The 17,554-nt window shown below is 68.6% G+C and carries 16 protein-coding genes and 2 tRNA genes; 13 read left to right on the top strand and 5 right to left on the bottom strand.

Annotated elements, in window-relative coordinates:
* Window positions 1-452 precede the first annotated feature (452 nt).
* From FFI87_RS05300 to FFI87_RS05275, 6 genes are all read left to right on the top strand, one after another.
* Entirely contained in the window at window positions 453-3,629 is a 3,177-nt protein-coding gene (locus FFI87_RS05300) for an Rne/Rng family ribonuclease (RefSeq protein WP_138848063.1), read from the top strand.
* Window positions 3,630-3,760: 131 nt separating this feature from the next.
* A complete protein-coding gene (gene moaA, locus FFI87_RS05295) occupies window positions 3,761-4,873 on the top strand; it encodes a GTP 3',8-cyclase MoaA (RefSeq protein WP_138848064.1) in 1,113 nt (370 codons plus the stop codon).
* A gap of 28 nt (window positions 4,874-4,901) precedes the next feature.
* A complete protein-coding gene (mobA, locus tag FFI87_RS05290; RefSeq protein WP_138848065.1) occupies window positions 4,902-5,519 on the top strand; it encodes a molybdenum cofactor guanylyltransferase MobA in 618 nt (205 codons plus the stop codon).
* Between the two features lie 105 nt (window positions 5,520-5,624).
* Window positions 5,625-6,920, top strand: coding sequence for a gephyrin-like molybdotransferase Glp (gene glp, locus FFI87_RS05285; RefSeq protein WP_138848066.1), 1,296 nt, complete (start codon window positions 5,625-5,627; stop codon window positions 6,918-6,920).
* 37 nt (window positions 6,921-6,957) lie between these two features.
* Window positions 6,958-7,233 carry a hypothetical protein gene (locus FFI87_RS05280; RefSeq protein WP_006476519.1) on the top strand — a complete coding sequence of 92 codons (276 nt, stop codon included), beginning with the start codon at window positions 6,958-6,960 and terminating at the stop codon, window positions 7,231-7,233.
* Window positions 7,230-7,715: a GNAT family N-acetyltransferase gene (locus FFI87_RS05275; protein ID WP_138848067.1), complete on the top strand. Its 486-nt coding sequence runs from the start codon at window positions 7,230-7,232 to the stop codon at window positions 7,713-7,715. Before FFI87_RS05280 ends, FFI87_RS05275 begins: the two co-directional genes overlap by 4 nt.
* Before the next feature lie 94 nt (window positions 7,716-7,809).
* Here the strand turns inward: FFI87_RS05275 and FFI87_RS05270 are convergent, their stop codons facing one another.
* From FFI87_RS05270 to pncB, 5 genes are all read right to left on the bottom strand, one after another.
* A complete protein-coding gene (locus FFI87_RS05270) occupies window positions 7,810-9,294 on the bottom strand; it encodes a DNA recombination protein RmuC (protein ID WP_138848068.1) in 1,485 nt (494 codons plus the stop codon).
* Window positions 9,291-10,280: a 2-hydroxyacid dehydrogenase gene (locus FFI87_RS05265; RefSeq protein WP_138848069.1), complete on the bottom strand. Its 990-nt coding sequence runs from the start codon at window positions 10,278-10,280 to the stop codon at window positions 9,291-9,293. The genes FFI87_RS05270 and FFI87_RS05265 overlap by 4 nt, the downstream gene beginning before the upstream one ends.
* A gap of 79 nt (window positions 10,281-10,359) precedes the next feature.
* Window positions 10,360-11,790 carry a sodium:proton antiporter gene (locus FFI87_RS05260; RefSeq protein WP_138848070.1) on the bottom strand — a complete coding sequence of 477 codons (1,431 nt, stop codon included), beginning with the start codon at window positions 11,788-11,790 and terminating at the stop codon, window positions 10,360-10,362.
* A 52-nt stretch (window positions 11,791-11,842) separates the two neighbouring features.
* Entirely contained in the window at window positions 11,843-12,505 is a 663-nt protein-coding gene (locus tag FFI87_RS05255; protein WP_012363387.1) for a lactate utilization protein C, read from the bottom strand.
* An 86-nt stretch (window positions 12,506-12,591) separates the two neighbouring features.
* On the bottom strand, window positions 12,592-13,791 hold the full coding sequence (gene pncB / locus FFI87_RS05250) for a nicotinate phosphoribosyltransferase (RefSeq protein ID WP_012363386.1): 1,200 nt from the start codon (window positions 13,789-13,791) through the stop codon (window positions 12,592-12,594).
* 284 nt (window positions 13,792-14,075) lie between these two features.
* Here pncB and fdxA point away from each other — a divergent pair, with 284 nt between their 5' ends.
* The 7 genes from fdxA (at window position 14,076) to FFI87_RS05210 (ending at window position 17,514) form a co-directional block, all read left to right on the top strand.
* Complete coding sequence (fdxA, locus tag FFI87_RS05240; RefSeq protein ID WP_006753067.1) at window positions 14,076-14,399, top strand: ferredoxin FdxA; 324 nt, start codon at window positions 14,076-14,078, stop codon at window positions 14,397-14,399.
* 105 nt (window positions 14,400-14,504) lie between these two features.
* Window positions 14,505-14,580, top strand: a tRNA-Asn gene (locus FFI87_RS05235).
* 71 nt (window positions 14,581-14,651) lie between these two features.
* A tRNA-Asn gene (locus FFI87_RS05230) sits at window positions 14,652-14,727 on the top strand.
* A gap of 107 nt (window positions 14,728-14,834) precedes the next feature.
* Complete coding sequence (locus tag FFI87_RS05225) at window positions 14,835-15,320, top strand: CreA family protein (protein ID WP_138848071.1); 486 nt, start codon at window positions 14,835-14,837, stop codon at window positions 15,318-15,320.
* 61 nt (window positions 15,321-15,381) lie between these two features.
* Window positions 15,382-16,284 carry an AraC family transcriptional regulator gene (locus FFI87_RS05220; protein ID WP_138848072.1) on the top strand — a complete coding sequence of 301 codons (903 nt, stop codon included), beginning with the start codon at window positions 15,382-15,384 and terminating at the stop codon, window positions 16,282-16,284.
* A gap of 121 nt (window positions 16,285-16,405) precedes the next feature.
* On the top strand, window positions 16,406-17,179 hold the full coding sequence (locus tag FFI87_RS05215; RefSeq protein ID WP_138848073.1) for an AzlC family ABC transporter permease: 774 nt from the start codon (window positions 16,406-16,408) through the stop codon (window positions 17,177-17,179).
* Entirely contained in the window at window positions 17,176-17,514 is a 339-nt protein-coding gene (locus tag FFI87_RS05210) for an AzlD domain-containing protein (RefSeq protein ID WP_012363382.1), read from the top strand. The genes FFI87_RS05215 and FFI87_RS05210 overlap by 4 nt, the downstream gene beginning before the upstream one ends.
* Window positions 17,515-17,554 lie beyond the last annotated feature (40 nt).

The following is a 17,554-nucleotide window of genomic DNA, read 5'->3' as shown; positions in this document are numbered from 1 at the left end:
TCCGCAGGCTGCCGGTTGCGAAAATTACGGCGTTGCGCCTGATTTGGCCCCGCGAAGGTGCGGGGCTTGGCGACGTCAAACCAGGGAAGTACACCCCAAGCGGGAAAGTCGGGTTGGATTCGATACTCCCCGCTGCGGCCCAAGCCGCAGCATCTGCCGCCCGTCGGCGCGCGCGACGCATTGCGCGCGCCCGTGGTGATGCCCGGACTCAGGCTTAGCGCGCTTGTGCAGCGTGCGGTGTGTGAACGCCGTGCTTTGAAACCGTATTCGCAGGTGCCCAACGGCCGCCGGCCCCGTCTTTCGGGCCCAAGCGCCTCTTCAGGCAATTCTCCCCGCCATCCTTCCCGCTCCAGCGTGCTTGTGACAACACAACAAGGTGCGGCCTGCCGTCGTTCCCGCCTTCGCGACTGACAACCGCGAGGCGCCGGCAGCGGAGCCGCCTGGAGTCGTTCATGAAACGCATGCTGTTCAATGCGACGCAGCAGGAGGAGCTGCGCGTCGCCATCGTCGATGGGCAAAAGCTCATCGACATCGACATCGAGACAGCCGGGCGCGAACAGCGCAAAGGCAATATCTACAAAGGTGTCATCACCCGTATCGAGCCGTCGCTCGAAGCGTGCTTCGTCAACTACGGCGAAGACCGCCACGGCTTCCTGCCGTTCAAGGAAGTCGCCCGCCAGTACTTCAAGGACGGCATCGACATGCGCTCCGCGCGCATCCAGGATGCGCTGCGCGAAGGCCAGGAACTGATCGTTCAGGTCGAGAAGGAAGAGCGCGGCAACAAGGGCGCCGCCCTCACGACCTTCATCTCGCTCGCCGGCCGCTACCTCGTGCTGATGCCGAACAATCCGCGCGGCGGCGGCGTGTCGCGCCGGATCGAAGGCGACGAGCGCCAGGAACTGCGCGAAACGATGGCGCAGCTGCAGATTCCGGACGGCATGAGCATGATCGCCCGCACCGCGGGCATCGGCCGCAGCGCCGAGGAACTGCAGTGGGACCTGAACTACCTGCTGCAGCTGTGGCGCGCGATCGAAGCGGCGTCGCAAAGCGGCAATGCCGGCCAGCCGATGCTGATCTATCTGGAATCGAGCCTCGTGATCCGCGCGATCCGGGACTATTTCCAGCCCGATATCGGCGAAATCCTGATCGACACGACCGAGATCCACGACCAGGCCCGTGCGTTCATGGACATCGTGATGCCGGACAACGTGTCGAAGGTGAAGCGCTACCACGACGACGTGCCGCTCTTCTCCCGCTTCCAGATCGAGCACCAGATCGAGACCGCGTACTCGCGCACGGTGCCGCTGCCGTCCGGCGGCGCGATCGTGATCGACCACACCGAAGCACTCGTCGCGATCGACGTGAACTCGGCGCGCGCGACCAAGGGCGCGGACATCGAGGAAACGGCGACCCGCACGAACCTCGAGGCGGCGGACGAAGTGGCCCGCCAGCTGCGCCTGCGCGACCTCGGCGGCCTGATCGTGATCGACTTCATCGACATGGAGTCGGCCAAGAGCCAGCGCGAAGTCGAGCAGCGCCTGAAGGACGCGCTCAAGCACGACCGTGCGCGCGTGCAGATGGGCAAGATCTCCCGCTTCGGCCTGATGGAACTGTCGCGCCAGCGCCTGCGTCCGGCGCTGTCGGAAGGCAGCCACGTGACGTGCCCGCGCTGTAACGGCACCGGCCACATCCGCGATACCGAATCGTCCGCGCTGCAGGTCCTGCGGATCATTCAGGAAGAAGCGATGAAGGAAAACACCGCGGCGATCCACTGCCAGGTGCCGGTCGAGGTGACCGCCTTCCTGCTCAACGAAAAGCGTCAGGAAATCAACAAGATCGAGTCGCGCTTCAAGGTCGGCATCGTGCTGATCCCGAACAAGCACCTCGATACGCCGCACTACAAGCTCGAGCGCCTGCGTCATGACGACGCGCGCCTCGACGATCCGCGCGCGTCCTGGAAGATGGCCGAGGAAGCCGCCCGCGAACTGGAGTCGGAAACCGGCTACAGCAAGCGCACGGCCGACGTGAAGCCGAAGCAGGAAGCGGCGGTCAAGGGCATCACGCCCGAGCGCCCGGCGCCGAGCGCGGCACCGCAGCGCACGGCCGAGCCGGTTGCGGCGGCGCCCGCCCCGGTCGCCGTGGCAAGCAACGGCGGCTTCATCGGCTGGCTGAAGGGTCTGTTCGGCATGTCGCCCGCTCCGGCGCCCGCGCCGGTTGCACCGGCACCGGCGAAGGAACAGGTTGCCCGTCCGGCCCGCGAGCGCACCGAGAAGACCGAGCAGCGCGGCGGCGATCGCAACCGCAACCGCCGCGGCGGCGCCCAGCAGGCTCAGGGAGGCCGCGACCAGGCAGCGACGGGCCGTGGCCAGTCGCAACGCCCGGAACGCGAAGGCAAGGAAATTCGCGAGCCGCGTGAACCGCGCGAGGGTCGTGAACCGCGTGAAAGCCGCGAGCCGCGCGAAAGCCGTGAGGGTCGCGAAGGTCGTGAGGGCCGTGGCCCGCGCGAAGGCCGCGAGCCGCGCGAGCCGCGTGAAAGCCGTGAGAACCGCGAGCCGCGCGAGAGCCGCGAACCGCGCGAGCGCGTCGAGCAGCCGGAAGCCGTCGAGGCCGGCGGCCGCGGCGAGCGCCAGGAACGCGGCGAACGTCGCGAGCGTGGTGAGCGCCGCAAGCCGGTGCAGCACGCTGCGACGCTCGAGACCGTCAATCGTGGCGAGAACCATCCGGAAGCGGAAGCCGACCAGGCCGTCGCAGCGCTGCCGGGCGCCGATGTCGGTGCCGACGCGGAAGCCGGCGCACGTGACGGCGAGGAACGTCGCCGTCGCCGCCGCGGCCGCCGCGGTGGTCGTCGCGAGCGCGAGGACGAAGGCTCGGTGGTCGAGCACGCCGAGCAAGGTGCAGATGGCGAAGCCCCCGTGCACGCCGTGACGACGGAAGCGCCGAACGCGGTCGAGCCGGCCCGTACGGCCGCACCGGTCGCCGTGGCGTCCATGGCAGCCGTTTCGGCAGCAGGCGCCGCGGTTGCGGAAGCCGAAGTCGAGGAACGTGCCGAAGCGGTCGCACCGGCCGCGGCCGAGTCGCAAACGGCACCGGTTCGTGTCGAAGCGACGCGGGTCGCACCGCTCGAGCCCGCCCCGGTCGCACCGGTAGAACCGGCACCGGTCACGCCGGCCGCTGAATCGGAAGCCGGCCCGGCTCCGGTCGCGGTTTCGCCGACCGATGCGTTCGAAGTGCCGGCCGCACCGACTGCCGTCGAAGCGCCGCAGTCCGCGCCCGTCGAGCAAGCCGCACCGGCACCGGTCGTCGCAGCTGAAGTCGCTCCGGCACCCGTTGCTCCGGCACCGGTCGCTCCGGCTCACGTCGAACCGGCTCGCGTCGAAGCCGCACCGGCCGAAACCGTTGCCACGCCGGCTCCGGTGCCCGCCCAGCCGGCCGCCGCGCCCGCTTCGGCGAGCCTCGATGCCGTGCTGGAGCAAGCCGGTCTCGTGTGGGTGAACACGGACGCCGACAAGTTCCGCGCTGCCCAGGAAGCCGCGTCGCGCCTGCCGCGTCCGCCCCGCGTGCCGCGCGAGCGCAAGGCGCAGCCGCCGGTCGACCCGACTCCGATGCAGCAGGTCGAAACGCACCGCTAAGCGGCGCATCGCCCGACCAGGAAAAGCCCGCCTCCGGCGGGCTTTTTCATTTCCGCGCTGCGGGTTTCCGCCCCCGGGCCCGGCCGGCCGCTTGCGGCTAAAATAGAGGCCTGACTCGCACTTCTTTCAACATGTCCCGACGCATCATTCCCCTCGCCGACGTCAGCGGGATGCCGGATATCTCCGGCGTCGCGCATACCCCCGACGGCGCGCTGGCCGACAGGTTCGCCAGGCCGCTGCGCGACTTGCGCATCTCGGTGACGGACCGCTGCAACTTCCGCTGCGTGTACTGCATGCCGCGAGACGTGTTCGACAAGGACTACCCGTTCCTGCCCCACAGCGCGCTGCTCACGCACGAAGAGATCGAGCGGGTGGCGCGGCTGTTCGTCGCCCACGGCGTCGAAAAGATCCGGATCACGGGCGGCGAGCCGCTGCTGCGCAAGAACCTCGAATTCCTGATCGAGCGTCTGGCGCGCCTGACGACTCACGACGGCCGCCCGCTCGACCTGACGCTGACCACCAACGGCTCGCTGCTCGCGCGCAAGGCGCGCGCGCTGAAGGACGCCGGCCTCACGCGCGTGACGGTCAGTCTCGACGCGCTCGACGACACGCTGTTCAAGCGCATGAACGACGCCGATTTCGCGAGCGCCGACGTGCTCGACGGCATCTTCGCCGCGCAGGCCGTGGGCCTCGCGCCCGTCAAGGTCAACATGGTCGTGAAGCGCGGCACGAACGACAGCGAGATCCTGCCGATGGCCGAGCGCTTCCGCGGCACCGGCGTGATCCTGCGCTTCATCGAATACATGGACGTCGGCACGTCGAACGGCTGGAACATGACCGAGGTGCTGCCGTCCGCGGACGTCGTCGCGCGGATCGCCGAGCGGTTCCCGCTCGTGCCGCTCGACGCGCATACGGCGGCGGAAACCGCGCAGCGCTGGGGCTATGCGGACGGCGGCGGCGAGATCGGCGTGATCTCGAGCGTCACGCAGGCATTCTGCGGCGACTGCACGCGCGCGCGGTTGTCGACCGAAGGCAAGCTGTACTTGTGCCTGTTCGCATCGACGGGCCATGACCTGCGCGCACTGGTGCGCGGCGGCGCCAGCGACGCCGAGATCGCGACCGCGATCGCCCGGATCTGGCAGGCCCGCACCGACCGCTATTCGCAGCTGCGCGGCAGCGCGGCCGCCAACGCCGCGCCCGACGGCGCCGGCAAGCGCGTCGAAATGTCGTACATCGGCGGCTGACGCGCGCCGCCCCAGCCGACTTCCCGCGATGTCCGCTTCCCCGTCGCCCTCCATCACCGGCCTGCTGCTCGCCGGCGGCCGTGCCACGCGCATGGACGGCGCGGACAAGGGCCTGCAGCTGCTCGACGGCACGCCGCTCGCGCTGCACGTGCTGCGCCGGCTCTCGCCGCAGGTCGGCGAGACGCTGATCAGCGCGAATCGCAACGCCGATCGCTACGCCGAGCTCGGTGCGCCTTTCGACGCGCGCATCGTCGCGGACGAAACAGCCGATTTCCCCGGCCCGCTAGCGGGCCTGCTCGCCGGCATGCGGGCGGCGCGCGCCCCGCTCGTCGCGTGCGCGCCGTGCGATACGCCCTATTTGCCGGCCGACCTGATCGCGCGGCTGCACGCGGCGCTCGACGCGCAGCAGGCCGACATCGCGATGGCCGTGACCGTCGACGCGCAGCACGCGCGTTCGCCGCAGCCGACCTTCGCGCTGCTGCGCACGTCGCTTGCCGACGATCTCGCCGCCGCGCTCGCGGCCGGCGAGCGCAAGGTCCGTGCGTGGTACGCACGCCACAAGACGGTCGAAGTCGAGTTTCGCGACGAGCGTGCGTTTTACAATGCCAATTCCTGGCATGAACTCGCCGCGCTTGCCCGCCGCTGACGGCACCGGCATCCGTTCCCGCCCGCCGCATGCGCCTTCGCGCTCAGGCGCCGTCCGCGCGCCACCGGCCACGAACCCGATACGCCTTGCGGCGCAGTCCGACTGATGATCACGCAATCCTCGCCCGCCTCCCGAACCGCACCCGATTCCGCTGCCCCGCTGTCGCTCGCCGACGCGCAGGCGCTCGCGTGCCGGTTCGCGGTGCCGGTCGACGCGTGCGACACGGTGTCGCTGCATGACGCACTCGACCGCGTGCTCGCGGCCGACGTGAACGCGCCGTTCGACATCCCCGCGTACGACAACTCGGCGATGGACGGCTATGCGTTCGACGGCCGCGCGGGCGCGCCGGCAGCGGCCGCCGAAATCGCGCTGACGGTCGCCGGCTCGGCGTTCGCCGGCCATCCGTTCGACGGATCCGTGGCGGCCGGCACATGCGTTCGCATCATGACCGGCGCGCCGATGCCGGCCGGATGCGACACGGTCATTCCGCAGGAACGCGTGCGCGTCGACGGCGATGTGATCCGCTTCGCCGCACACGACGCCGCACGCGGCGCAAACTGCCGCCGGGCCGGCGAGGATCTTGCGCGCGGCGCCTGCGCGCTCGCCGCCGGCCGCATCCTGCGCCCGTCCGATCTCGGCCTGCTCGCATCGTTCGGGTTGCGCGAAGTGACGGTGCGCCGCCGCGTGCGCGTCGCCGTGTTCTCGACCGGCGACGAACTGCGCGAACCGGGCGAGCCGCTCGGCCGCGGCTCGCTGTACGACAGCAACCGCGCGATGCTGGTCGCGATGCTCGAAAGGCTGCACATCGACGCGCTCGATCTCGGGATCGTCCGCGACGATCCGGCCGCGCTCGAACGCGCGCTGCGCGATACCGCCGACGCACGGGCCGACGCGGTGATCACGTCGGGTGGCGTATCGGCCGGCGAAGCCGATTTCACGCGCGACGTGATGGCGCGGCTCGGCGACGTGACCTTCGCCAGCCTCGCGCTGCGGCCCGGCCGGCCGCTCGCGTGCGGCACGCTTTCGGGTGCGGTCGGCGACGACGGCCCCGTGCTGTTCTTCGGGCTGCCCGGCAACCCGGTCGCATCCGCCGTGACGTTCTACGCGATCGTGCGCCCCGCGCTGCTGACGCTGGCCGGCGCGCACACGCCGCCGCCGGCCACGTATACGGCGCTCTGCACGCTGGCATTGAAAAAGCGTCCGGGCCGCACCGAATATCTGCGCGCCATCGCGACGCGTGCCGCCGACGGCCAGTGGCACGTCGCGCCGGCCGGTTCGCAGAGCTCCGCATCGTTGAGCGGTCTCGCGGCCGCCAACTGTTTCATCGTCCTGGGCCACGATTGCGCGACAGTCGACGCGGGCGCCCCGGTCGACATCCTGCCGCTCGACGGCCTGATCTGAATTCCAATCGATATATCTCTACGGGGGCAATCCGCACATGAAGAAACAAATCTCGTCGATCGCCGCGGGGCAGACCGCAAAGGCGCTGATCCTCGTCTATCTGACATTCAGCGTGCCGATCGTGCTGCTCGGCATCCTGGTCGCGTACATCCGCTACGGGATGGTGGAACTCAGCACGATCCTGAGCGCGCTGCTGCTGAACGCGATCCTCGGTTTCGTGCTGCTGTGGATCGCCTGCCACGCCTACAACTGGGTCGCCTCGCGCTTCGGCGGCATCGAGATCGTGCTGTCCGATCCGCCGGAGGAAGCGTGAGCGGCACGCCGCTGATCCGCGCGGCCGAAGCGCGCGACGTCGGCGCGATCCTGGCGCTGATGCGCGAGCTGGCCGAGTTCGAGAAACTCACGCACCTGTTCGTCGCGAGCGACGCCGATCTGGCCGACGCACTGTTCGGTGCGCGCCCCGCCGCCGAAGCGCTGGTAGCCGAGCGCGACGGCGCGATCGTCGCGTATGCGCTGTTCTTCCACAACTATTCGACGTTCCTCGGCCGTCGCGGGCTGTATCTCGAGGATCTGTACGTGCAGCCGTCGCAGCGCGGCACGGGTCTCGGCACCGCGATGCTGCAGCACCTCGCGGCACTCGCCGTCGAACGCCGCTGCGCGCGCTTCGAATGGTCGGTGCTCGACTGGAACCAGCCGGCGATCGATTTCTACGAGAAGATGGGCGCGACCGTGCTGCCGGAGTGGCGCATCGTGCGTGTAACCGGCGACGCACTCGACGCGCTCGCCGCACGCTGAACGCGGGCCGGCCATGCCGGCCGCCGCTGCAAAAAAACGGGCGCCGCGGCGCCCGTTTTCCGTTTCAGCCGGTTGCGGCCGCACACGTCATGCGTCATGCCTCGTCCGCATCGGCGCCGTCTGCGCCGTCCGCAACTTCCGCACCCAGCAGCCCGGCCGCCGTATCGCCCGGTAACGCCTCGACCTGCTTCAGCTTGCGGTTCATCACGCGCGTGCGCTGCTCGGCCGCCTCGATCGAGCGCGTGACCGTTTCGAGCTGTGCCTTCGTGCGCGCAAGCACATCGCCGAACTTGCCGAACTCGGTCTTTACCGCGCCGAGCACCTGCCACACTTCGCTCGAGCGCTGCTCGATCGCGAGCGTGCGAAAGCCCATCTGCAAGCTGTTCAGCAAGGCGGTCAGCGTGGTCGGCCCGGCCACCGTCACGCGATAGTCGCGCTGCAGCATATCGGTCAGCCCGGGGCGACGCAGGATCTCCGCAAAGAGCCCTTCGGTCGGCAGGAACAGCAGCGCGAAATCGGTCGTATGCGGCGGTGCGACGTACTTCTCGGCGATCGTCCTCGCCTCCATCCGCACGCGCGCCTCGAGCGCACGGGCCGCTTCCTCGACCGCCACCGAATCGGCACGTTCCTGCGCATCGATCAGCCGCTCGTAGTCCTCGCGCGGAAACTTCGCGTCGATCGGCAGCCACACCGGCGGCGCGTCGCCTGTCCCGGCGGCGCGGCCCGGCAGCCGGATCGCGAACTCGACGCGTTCGCTGCTCCTCGGCACCGTCGCGACGTTCTTCGCGTACTGGTCGGGCGTGAGCATCTGCTCGAGCAATGCCTCGAGCTGCACCTCGCCCCAGGTGCCGCGTGTCTTCACGTTGGTCAGCACCTTCTTCAGGTCGCCGACGCCGGCCGCGAGCGTCTGCATCTCGCCGAGCCCGCGGTGCACCTGCTCGAGCCGGTCCGACACGAGCTTGAACGATTCGCCGAGCCGGTGTTCGAGCGTCGCATGCAGCTTCTCGTCGACGGTGCGGCGCATCTCCTCGAGCTTCGCCGCGTTGTTCGTCTCGATTTCCTTCAGCCGCTGCTCGAGCGTCGCGCGCACTTCGCCGATCCGGCGATCGTTGGCCTCGGTAAGTTGCGTGAGCTGCCTGTTCAGCGTGTCGCCGAACAGCCGCAGCGCGACCGTCTGCTCCTCGCGCGCCTGCTGCGCCTGACGCTGCACGCTCTCGCGCATCGCGTCGAACTGCTGCGCGTTGCCGGCGACGAGCTTGCCGAGCTGTTGCGCGAAACCGTCGATCTGGTTGTTCTGCACGGTCGCGATGCTCGTCAACTGGGTCGCGAGCGTCTGCTGAAGCTGCGAGAAACTGCCGGTCAGCTCGGTGCGCGAGCCGCGCGCGTTCTCGACGATCTCGCCGCGCAGCTCGCGTTCGAGCCGTTCGACCGCGAGCGCCTGCGCGTGCGCGGCGTCCTCGATCTGGTCGCCGAGCACGGCCGCATCGTCGTGGCGGCCGCCGCGCACGAGCGCGACGATCGCCACCGCGAGCGCGACGGCCAGCACGACGACCGCCGCCAGCAACAACATCGTCGTCATGCGCGCGGCTTCCCGATCACGTCAGGGTTGATCGGATTCGGCGGCTGCCCCGCGCGCGGCCCGACGCCCAGTGCGGCGATCAGGTTGTCGGCCGCGAGGTTGGCCATCGCGCGGCGCGTCTTCTCGGTCGCGCTCGCGATGTGCGGCGTCAGCACGACGTTCGGCACCTCGAGCAGCGCCGGATGGACGTTCGGCTCGCCTTCGTACACGTCGAGGCCGGCCGCGGCGATCGTCCCGTCGCGCAGCGCGGCAGCCAGTGCCGCGTCGTCGACGATGCCGCCGCGCGCGATGTTGGTCAGCGTCGCGGTCGGCTTCATCTTCGCGAGCTCGGCCGCGCCGATCGTGTGATGGTTCTCCTTCGTGTACGGCAGCACCAGCACGACGTGATCGGCGCGCGCGAGCAGCGCGTCCTTCGCCACGTATTCGGCGTTCAGCTCGGCCTCGATCTCCGGTGCGACCCGCGACCGGTTGTGATAGATCACCTGCATCCCGAAGCCGCGCGCGCGGCGTGCGAGTGCCTGGCCGATGCGCCCCATGCCGATGACGCCCAGCGTCGAGCCGTAAATGTCGCTGCCGAGGAAACCGTCGTACGCCCACTTCCGCCAGTGCCCGGCGCGCAGCCAGTGCTCGGATTCGGCGATCCGTCGCGCGGCCGCCATCATCAGCGCCCAGCCGAAATCCGCGGTCGACTCGTTCAGCACGTCGGGCGTGTTGGTGCCGAGCACGTTCGCCGCGTTGAACACGGCCATGTCGAAGTTGTTGTAGCCGACCGCCATGTTCGACACGACGCGCAGGCGCGGCGCCGCCGCCAGCGCGGCCGCACCGATCGGATCGCCCGCGGTGAGCGCGCCGTCCTTGTCGGCGAGACGCGCGGCAAGCGCATCGGGGGCGAGCGCGTCGCCGTTGTTCCAGTCGACTTCGAAATACTGCTCGAGCCGTTCGATCACGTCCGGAAAGATCGGACGTGCGACCAGGATCTTCTGCATCGCCATCTCCGCATGCCGCGGCCGGAACGCGGCGCATCGTGCGCCGCGTTCCGGCCGCGCTTGGTTGAAAATAATCAGCCTACGCCGGGAAGAAGAGCCACGACGTCAGCAGGAATACCGGTACCAATATCACGAGCGCCCAGCCGAGATACGCGAAGAAGCTCGGCATCCTCACGCCGCGCGACTCCGCGATCGCCTTCACCATGAAGTTCGGCGCGTTGCCGATGTAGCTGTTCGCGCCCATGAACACCGCCCCCGCGGAAATCGCGGCGAGTGTCGTCGCGCCCGCCGTCATCAGCGCTTGCGCGTCGCCGCCCGCGAGGTTGAAGAACACGAGATAGGTCGGCGCGTTGTCGAGGAACGACGACAGCAGGCCGGTCGCCCAGAAGTACATCGCGTCGACCGGCTTGCCGTCGGGGCCCGTGACGAGATGGACGATCTGCGCGAACGCGCCCTGCGCACCCGCGCGCAGGATCACGATCACCGGCGCGATCGTCACGAAGATTCCGGCGAACAGCTTCGCGACCTCCTCGATCGGCGCCCAGTTGAATGCATTGCCTTCGCGCGCCGAGCGCGGCGTCAACGCGAGCGACGCGAGTGCCACGACGACGAGCGCGACGTCGCGCACGAGATTCTGCAGCGCGACGTGCGTGCCCCACACGTCGAACGTGATGCCCGGCTTCCAGATCCCGCTCATCAGCACGAGGCCGATCACGGCCGCGAGCAGCACGAAGTTGACCTTGCCGTCGATCGACAGCGCGGCGCCGTCGGGTGTCGGGTCGAGCGCGGCCGGCCGCTCCTCGCCGCCCTTCCGGTAGAAGTACGTATCGAGCCCGAAGAACAGCGTCAGCAGCACCGCGCAGATGAACAGCATCGGCAGCGCCAGATGCGTGGTCGTCCAGAAGAAGCTCACGCCGTTCAGGAAGCCGAGGAACAGCGGCGGATCGCCGAGCGGCGACAGCGAGCCGCCCGCGTTCGCGACGAGAAAGATGAAGAAGATCACGACGTGCACGACATGCTTGCGGTTGTCGTTCGCGCGCAGCAGCGGGCGGATCAGCAGCATCGCGGCGCCGGTCGTGCCCATCACGCTCGCGAGCAGCGTGCCGAGCGCGAGGATCGCGGTGTTCAGCTTCGGCGTGCCGTGCAGGTTGCCGTTGACGCAGATGCCGCCGGCGACCGTATAGAGCGCGGTCAGCAGCACGATGAACGGGATGTATTCCTCGAGCAGCGCGTGCACGAGCGTACCGAACGCCGTGCCCGCGCCGAATGCGACCGCGAACGGCGCCAGGAACGCAATGGCCCATGCCGCGGCGATCTTGCCGAAATGGTGATGCCAGAACACCGGCGCGACGAGCGGGAACACCGCGATGGACAGCAGGATCCCGGCGAACGGGATACCCCATAGTGCGGACAGCGTGGCACCGTCGAGCGTGGCGGCCGATGCGAGCGCGGGAACGGCGCCAAGCGCGGCTCCCGACGCCATGCCCGCCCAGGCGGCATGTCGTTTCATGCAGAACTTCCTTGTGCGAATGAGTCGAGTGAGGATGAAGCCGGCGCGCGCGTCATGCGCCGCGCACGACGATCGCGTGAACGCGGTACGGGCCGTGCGCGCCCAGCACGATGGTCTGCTCGATATCGCCCGTGCGCGACGGGCCCGATACGAAATTGACCGCGCGCGGCAATTCGCCGCGCTCCGCGCGAATCAGCGCGAAGGCGTCTTCGTGGCCCGCGACGATCCGCGACGCCGGCACGATCGCGATGTGCGTCTCCGGCAGCAGCCCGGCCGACGCGTAGGTGTCGGGACCGGACAGCAGCACCAGCGAACCCGTTTCGGCGGTGGCGCAAAAGCAACCGGTCAGGCCGACGAGGTCGCCCTCGCGCGGCTTGCGGCATTCGACCGACAGGCCCGCGCCGGCCCAGTCGAGCTCGGCGAGCGTGCGCCATGCGACGGCCTGCATCGGCAGGCCGTGAGCGGCAAGATAGCGGGCGGCGGCGGCGGGCGCATCGGCCAGCGTCGCGACTTCGTCGACCGTCGTCGACAGGCGCGCCGCTTCATCGACGAATGCGGCGACGAGGTCGGCCGGCATCGGCGGGCGCGGCCCCTCGGGATGACGAGCGAGATAGTCGGCGACGCCGTCGCGCTCCGCTGCATCGGGTTCGGGCGCGCGTCCTTGCGCCGCGCGAATGCGTGCGAGGATCTGGCGACGGGCAGCGGAAGTGTCCATGAACGGTCCTCGTGACATGAGCGTGCGATACCGTCGGATTATACCGGCCGCCCTCGCCGCGACGCACCTGGCCGGACGGCCGACGCCTACTGCGATGCGTCGTCGTCGACCGGCTGCGCGATGCCGAACACCTGGCGCAGGTACGCGAGATACGCGCGGTCGTCGCACATGCTCTTGCCCGGCGAATCCGACAGCTTCGCGACCGGCTGGCCGTTGCAGCGGACCATCTTGATCACGATCTGCAGCGGCACGTAGCCGAGATCGTTCGTGAGATTGGTGCCGACGCCGAACGCGAGCTTGCAGCGGTTGCGGAACCGTTCGTACAGCTGCATGACCTTCGGGATGTCGAGCGCATCCGAGAACACGAGCACCTTGGTGCGCGGGTCGCAGCGGTTCGCCTCGTAGTGGCGCAGCATGCGCTCGCCCCACTCGAACGGATCGCCCGAATCGTGGCGCGCGCCGTCGAACAGCTTGCAGAAGTACATGTCGAAGTCGTTCAGGAACGCATCCATTCCGTAGACGTCCGACAGCGCGATCCCGAGGTCGCCGCGATACTCCTTCGCCCACATCTCGAAACCGTAAGTCTGCGAATCGCGCAGCCGCGGGCCGAGCGCCTGGCATGCCTGCAGGTATTCGTGCGCCATCGTGCCGAGCGGCGTCAGCTCGTGCTTCATCGCGTAGAACACGTTGCTCGTGCCCGCGAACTGCGGCCCGAGCCCGTCGCGCAGCGTCAGCGCGACCTCCTCGTGCCACACCTTCGAGAAGCGCCGGCGCGTGCCGTAGTCGGCGATCTTGCAGTCGGCGAACTCGGGCTTCGCGCCGAGCAGCTTGATCTTCTCGCGCAGCCGCTCGCGGCCTTCGCGATAGTCGGGCTCGCGCTGCGTGTTGCGGAAATAGACTTCGTTGACGATCGCGAGCACCGGGATCTCGAACAGGATCGTGTGCAGCCACGGCCCCTCGATCACGATGTCGATCTCGCCGTTGCCCTTCGGCGAAGGCGTGATCGAGATGTACTTCTCGTTCAAATGGAACAGCGCGAGGAAGTCGACGAAATCGCTCTTGATGAAGCGCATCCGCCGCAGGTAGTCGAGTTCGATGTCGGTGAAGCGCAGCGAACAGAGGCCGCGCACCTCGTCGCGGATCTCGTCGATGTACGGGACGAGATCGACGCCGGGCGTGCGGCACCGGAACCGGTACTCGACATTTGCGGCGGGAAAGTGATGCAGGACGACCTGCATCATCGTGAACTTGTAGAGATCCGTGTCGAGCAGCGAAGTGATGATCATGATTGCGGCACCGCCAATATCGAGACAGGGTCCGGCACACCGCGCGCCGCCCGGTCTGTCGGCCATGTTACCCGAATGCGGGCCGGACCATCGTGAAAGCGCGCCTGCCCGCTCCGGCCGGGCCGCCATTGCCGCACGCGCGGCAGCCCCGGTCGGCCCCATAAACTAATCACGAAACGATATAAGCCGGAAAGCCGACCACGTCATGCGGGTTTTGCGCTTCAGTTACAATGCCGCTTTTGGCGCAAACGCCACCCCATATACCGCCAAGCAGGAGCGTTTTAATGACTCACGTTGTGACCGAAGGCTGCATCAAGTGCAAATACACGGACTGCGTGGATGTGTGCCCGGTGGATTGCTTCCGTGAAGGTCCCAACTTTCTCGCCATCGATCCGGACGAGTGCATCGACTGCGCCGTGTGCGTGGCCGAGTGCCCGACCAATGCGATCTATGCCGAAGAAGACGTTCCGGGCGACCAGCAGCAGTTCACCGAGCTGAACGCCGAGCTGGCGAAGAACTGGCCGTCGATCACGAAGACCAAGCCGGCACCGGCCGACGCGGACGAGTGGAAGGACGTGCAGGAAAAGCTGCACCTGCTCGAGCGCTGATCGCGCAGCGGCGCCGCGCAATATTTTTTGCGCCCCGCCGCTCAAAGGTATTGACAGGTTAGCCAACGCTCCATACAATCTCGTTTCTCTGCTGTTGTTGTTTGTTCCCCGATAGCTCAGTCGGTAGAGCGCCGGACTGTTAATCCGTAGGTCCCTGGTTCGAGCCCAGGTCGGGGAGCCAAAAAAGCAAAGGCCCGTTGAATGTGCGCGGGTTTCTTGTTGGAAACAAACCAAGCAGATGTACCGATTTATTCCCCGATAGCTCAGTCGGTAGAGCGCCGGACTGTTAATCCGTAGGTCCCTGGTTCGAGCCCAGGTCGGGGAGCCAGACAGCGAAAGGCCCGTCATTCGACGGGCCTTTTGTTTTTCCGGCGCCCGTCGGTCACCGCCGCGCATGCTAGAGTCTTTATCCCGCATTCGCATCCGGTTCCGTCGATGAAGCACCGCCTCCTTTCCGCCTTGCCGTTCGCCCTCGTCCTCTCCGTCTTTGCCGCCGCGCCGCTCGCGCACGCGGAGGAAGTCGGCAGCGTCAACACCCATTTCCGCGTGACGGGCTCCGACCGCGTGGTCGTCGAAGCGTACGACGATCCGCTCGTGGCCGGCGTCACCTGCTATGTGTCGCGGGCGCGCACCGGCGGGATCAAGGGCTCGCTCGGCGTCGCGGAGGATCCGAGCGAAGCGTCGATCGCGTGCCGGCAAGTCGGCCCGCTCAGCTTCAAGGAGCCGCTCAAGCAGCAGACCGACGTGTTCAGCGAGCGGATGTCGTTCATCTTCAAGACGCTGCATGTCGTGCGCGTCGTCGACAAGAAGCGCAACACGCTCGTCTACCTGACCTACAGCGATCGCATCGTCAGCGGCAGCCCGAAGAACGCCGTGACCGCGGTGCCGATGCCGGCCGGCACGACGATTCCGGTCAAGTAAGCCCGCGCCTGCGGGGTGCGCGAGCGCTACACTTACCCATTCGACCGCTCCGCGCCCGATCATGTCCGCCACCCGCCTTCCCGACGCCGCACGCTACTGGCGCACGCCGCTGCTGCCGGATGCGGATTTGCTGACGGCCACCTATCGCAACCACGCGTTCGCGCCGCACTGGCACGACGCCTACACGATTCCCGTGATCCTCGAGGGTGCGGAGCGCTACACGTGTCGCGGCAGCGGCCATGTCGCCGAAACCGGCACCGTGCCCGTAATCAATCCCGGCGAAGTGCACACGGGCTCGCGCGCGACCGACGAAGGCTGGTGCTATCGCGTGAGCTACGTGCCGGTCGACTACATTCGCGCGCTCGCCAGCACGATCGCCGGTCGGCCGCAGGATGCGCCGTGGTTCCCGTCCGACGTGATCCGCGACCCCGATCTCGCGGCGCGGCTCGCGCTGGCCCACCGGATGATGGAGGCCGGCAGCGAACGCATACCGTCCGCTCACCCGCACGACCGGCCGGCCGATGATGCTCCGGCAGCGGGTGCACCGCGCCTCTACGATCCCCTCGCCGCAGAAACGGCGATGCTCGATGCGCTGTCGACCCTGATCGCGCGCCATGCCGACGCGCGGCTGCAGCCTGCGGCGCTCGCGGCCGACGAGCCGCGCGTCGAGGTGATGCGCGAACGGCTCGCCGCCGATCTCACGTGCCCGGTCACGCTCGGCGACGTCGCGCAGGCCGCCGGCCTGTCGCCATTTCACGCGGCGCGCCTGTTCACCCGCACGACCGGCATGCCGCCGCATGCGTGGCGCAATCAGTTGCGGCTGCAGCGTGCGCTCGCGCCGTTGCGCGCGGGCGTATCGATTGCGGAGGTCGCCGCGGCCAGCGGCTTCGTCGACCAGAGTCACTTCACGCGACATTTCAAACGGATGTTCGGCGTACCGCCCGGACGCTGGCAGGCGCGCTGACGCGCCCACGCTCCCCCTGCATCGACCACCCGCGGCCACCGGCACGCGGATTGCGCCGCCGGCCCCCGCGGGCGCAAGAACATACAAGCCGCCACGGCATCGGCCCGCTATCCTCCCCGTCATGGAGAAGCGTCCCTTGAATCCCTCATCCACACCGTCGCCCCCGCCGCGCCGTCCGTTCAACGAATGGCTCGACGGCGCGCGCGACACAATCCCGATGATGATCGGCGCGGCGCCGTTCGGCGTGATCTTCGGCACGCTCGTCGCCGGCGGGCCGCTGGCCGCCTGGCACGGCACGCTGATGTCGCTCGCGGTGTTCGCGGGCTCCGCGCAGTTCATCGCACTCGGCCTGATCGCCGGCAGTGCGAGCTTCGTCGTCGTGCTCGCGACGACGCTGATCGTGAACCTGCGTCACCTGCTGTACAGCGCCACGCTCGCGCCGTACGTCGCACACCTGCCGCTGCGCTGGCGCGCGACGCTCGGCGCGCTGCTGACCGACGAAGTGTTCGCGGTCGCCTACTCGCACTACCGGCACTTCCCGCCCGGTGCGATCGGCCCCCACTACTTCTTCGGTTCGGGCCTCGCGATGTACCTGAACTGGCAGGTCTGGACGCTCGCGGGCATTGGCTTCGGCGCGGCCTTCCCCGGCCTCCAGTCACTCGGCCTCGATTTCGCGATGGCGGCGACCTTCATCGCGATCGTCGTCCCGCAGCTCGGCAAGCTGCGCTATTTCGCGGCCGCAGCCACAGCCGGCACGCTCGCCTACTTCTGGCAGGGCTGGCCGTACAAGCTCGGGTTACTGGGCGCGGTCGCCGCCGGCGTCGCGGTCGGTGTCGCGCTCACGGTAAGGCACGAGCGCTCGCGCACCGGTTCACGCACGGAGGCCGCATCGTGAGCTATGCGCTGCTGATCCTCGGGATGGCCGCGATCACCTATGCGATCCGGACCACGTTGTTCCTGTTCGGCGAGCGGCTGACCTTCCCGCCGCTCGTGCGGACCGCGCTCGGCTTCGTGCCCGTCACCGTGCTGACCGCGATCATCGTGCCGATGACCGTCTCTCCGCACGGCGGCACGGCCGAGCTGACGTGGCGCAATCCGCAGCTCGTCGGCGCACTCGCCGCGGTGCTGGTGTCGGCGACGACGCGCCGGCCGCTCGTAACGATCGCCGTCGGGCTCGCGGTGTTCTTCTTCTGGCAAGGGATCGTGATGCCGCACTGGCTGCCGGCCTGAGCGGACGTCGCCGGCCGCGCTCAAGTTTTCGTCCGGCGCG

Origin of the sequence: Burkholderia sp. KBS0801 (assembly GCF_005937855.2) — a bacterium.
GTDB lineage: Bacteria > Pseudomonadota > Gammaproteobacteria > Burkholderiales > Burkholderiaceae > Burkholderia > Burkholderia ambifaria.
Note: the sequence above shows the minus strand (reverse complement) of the source record. Positions and strands in the feature narration are given on the sequence as shown.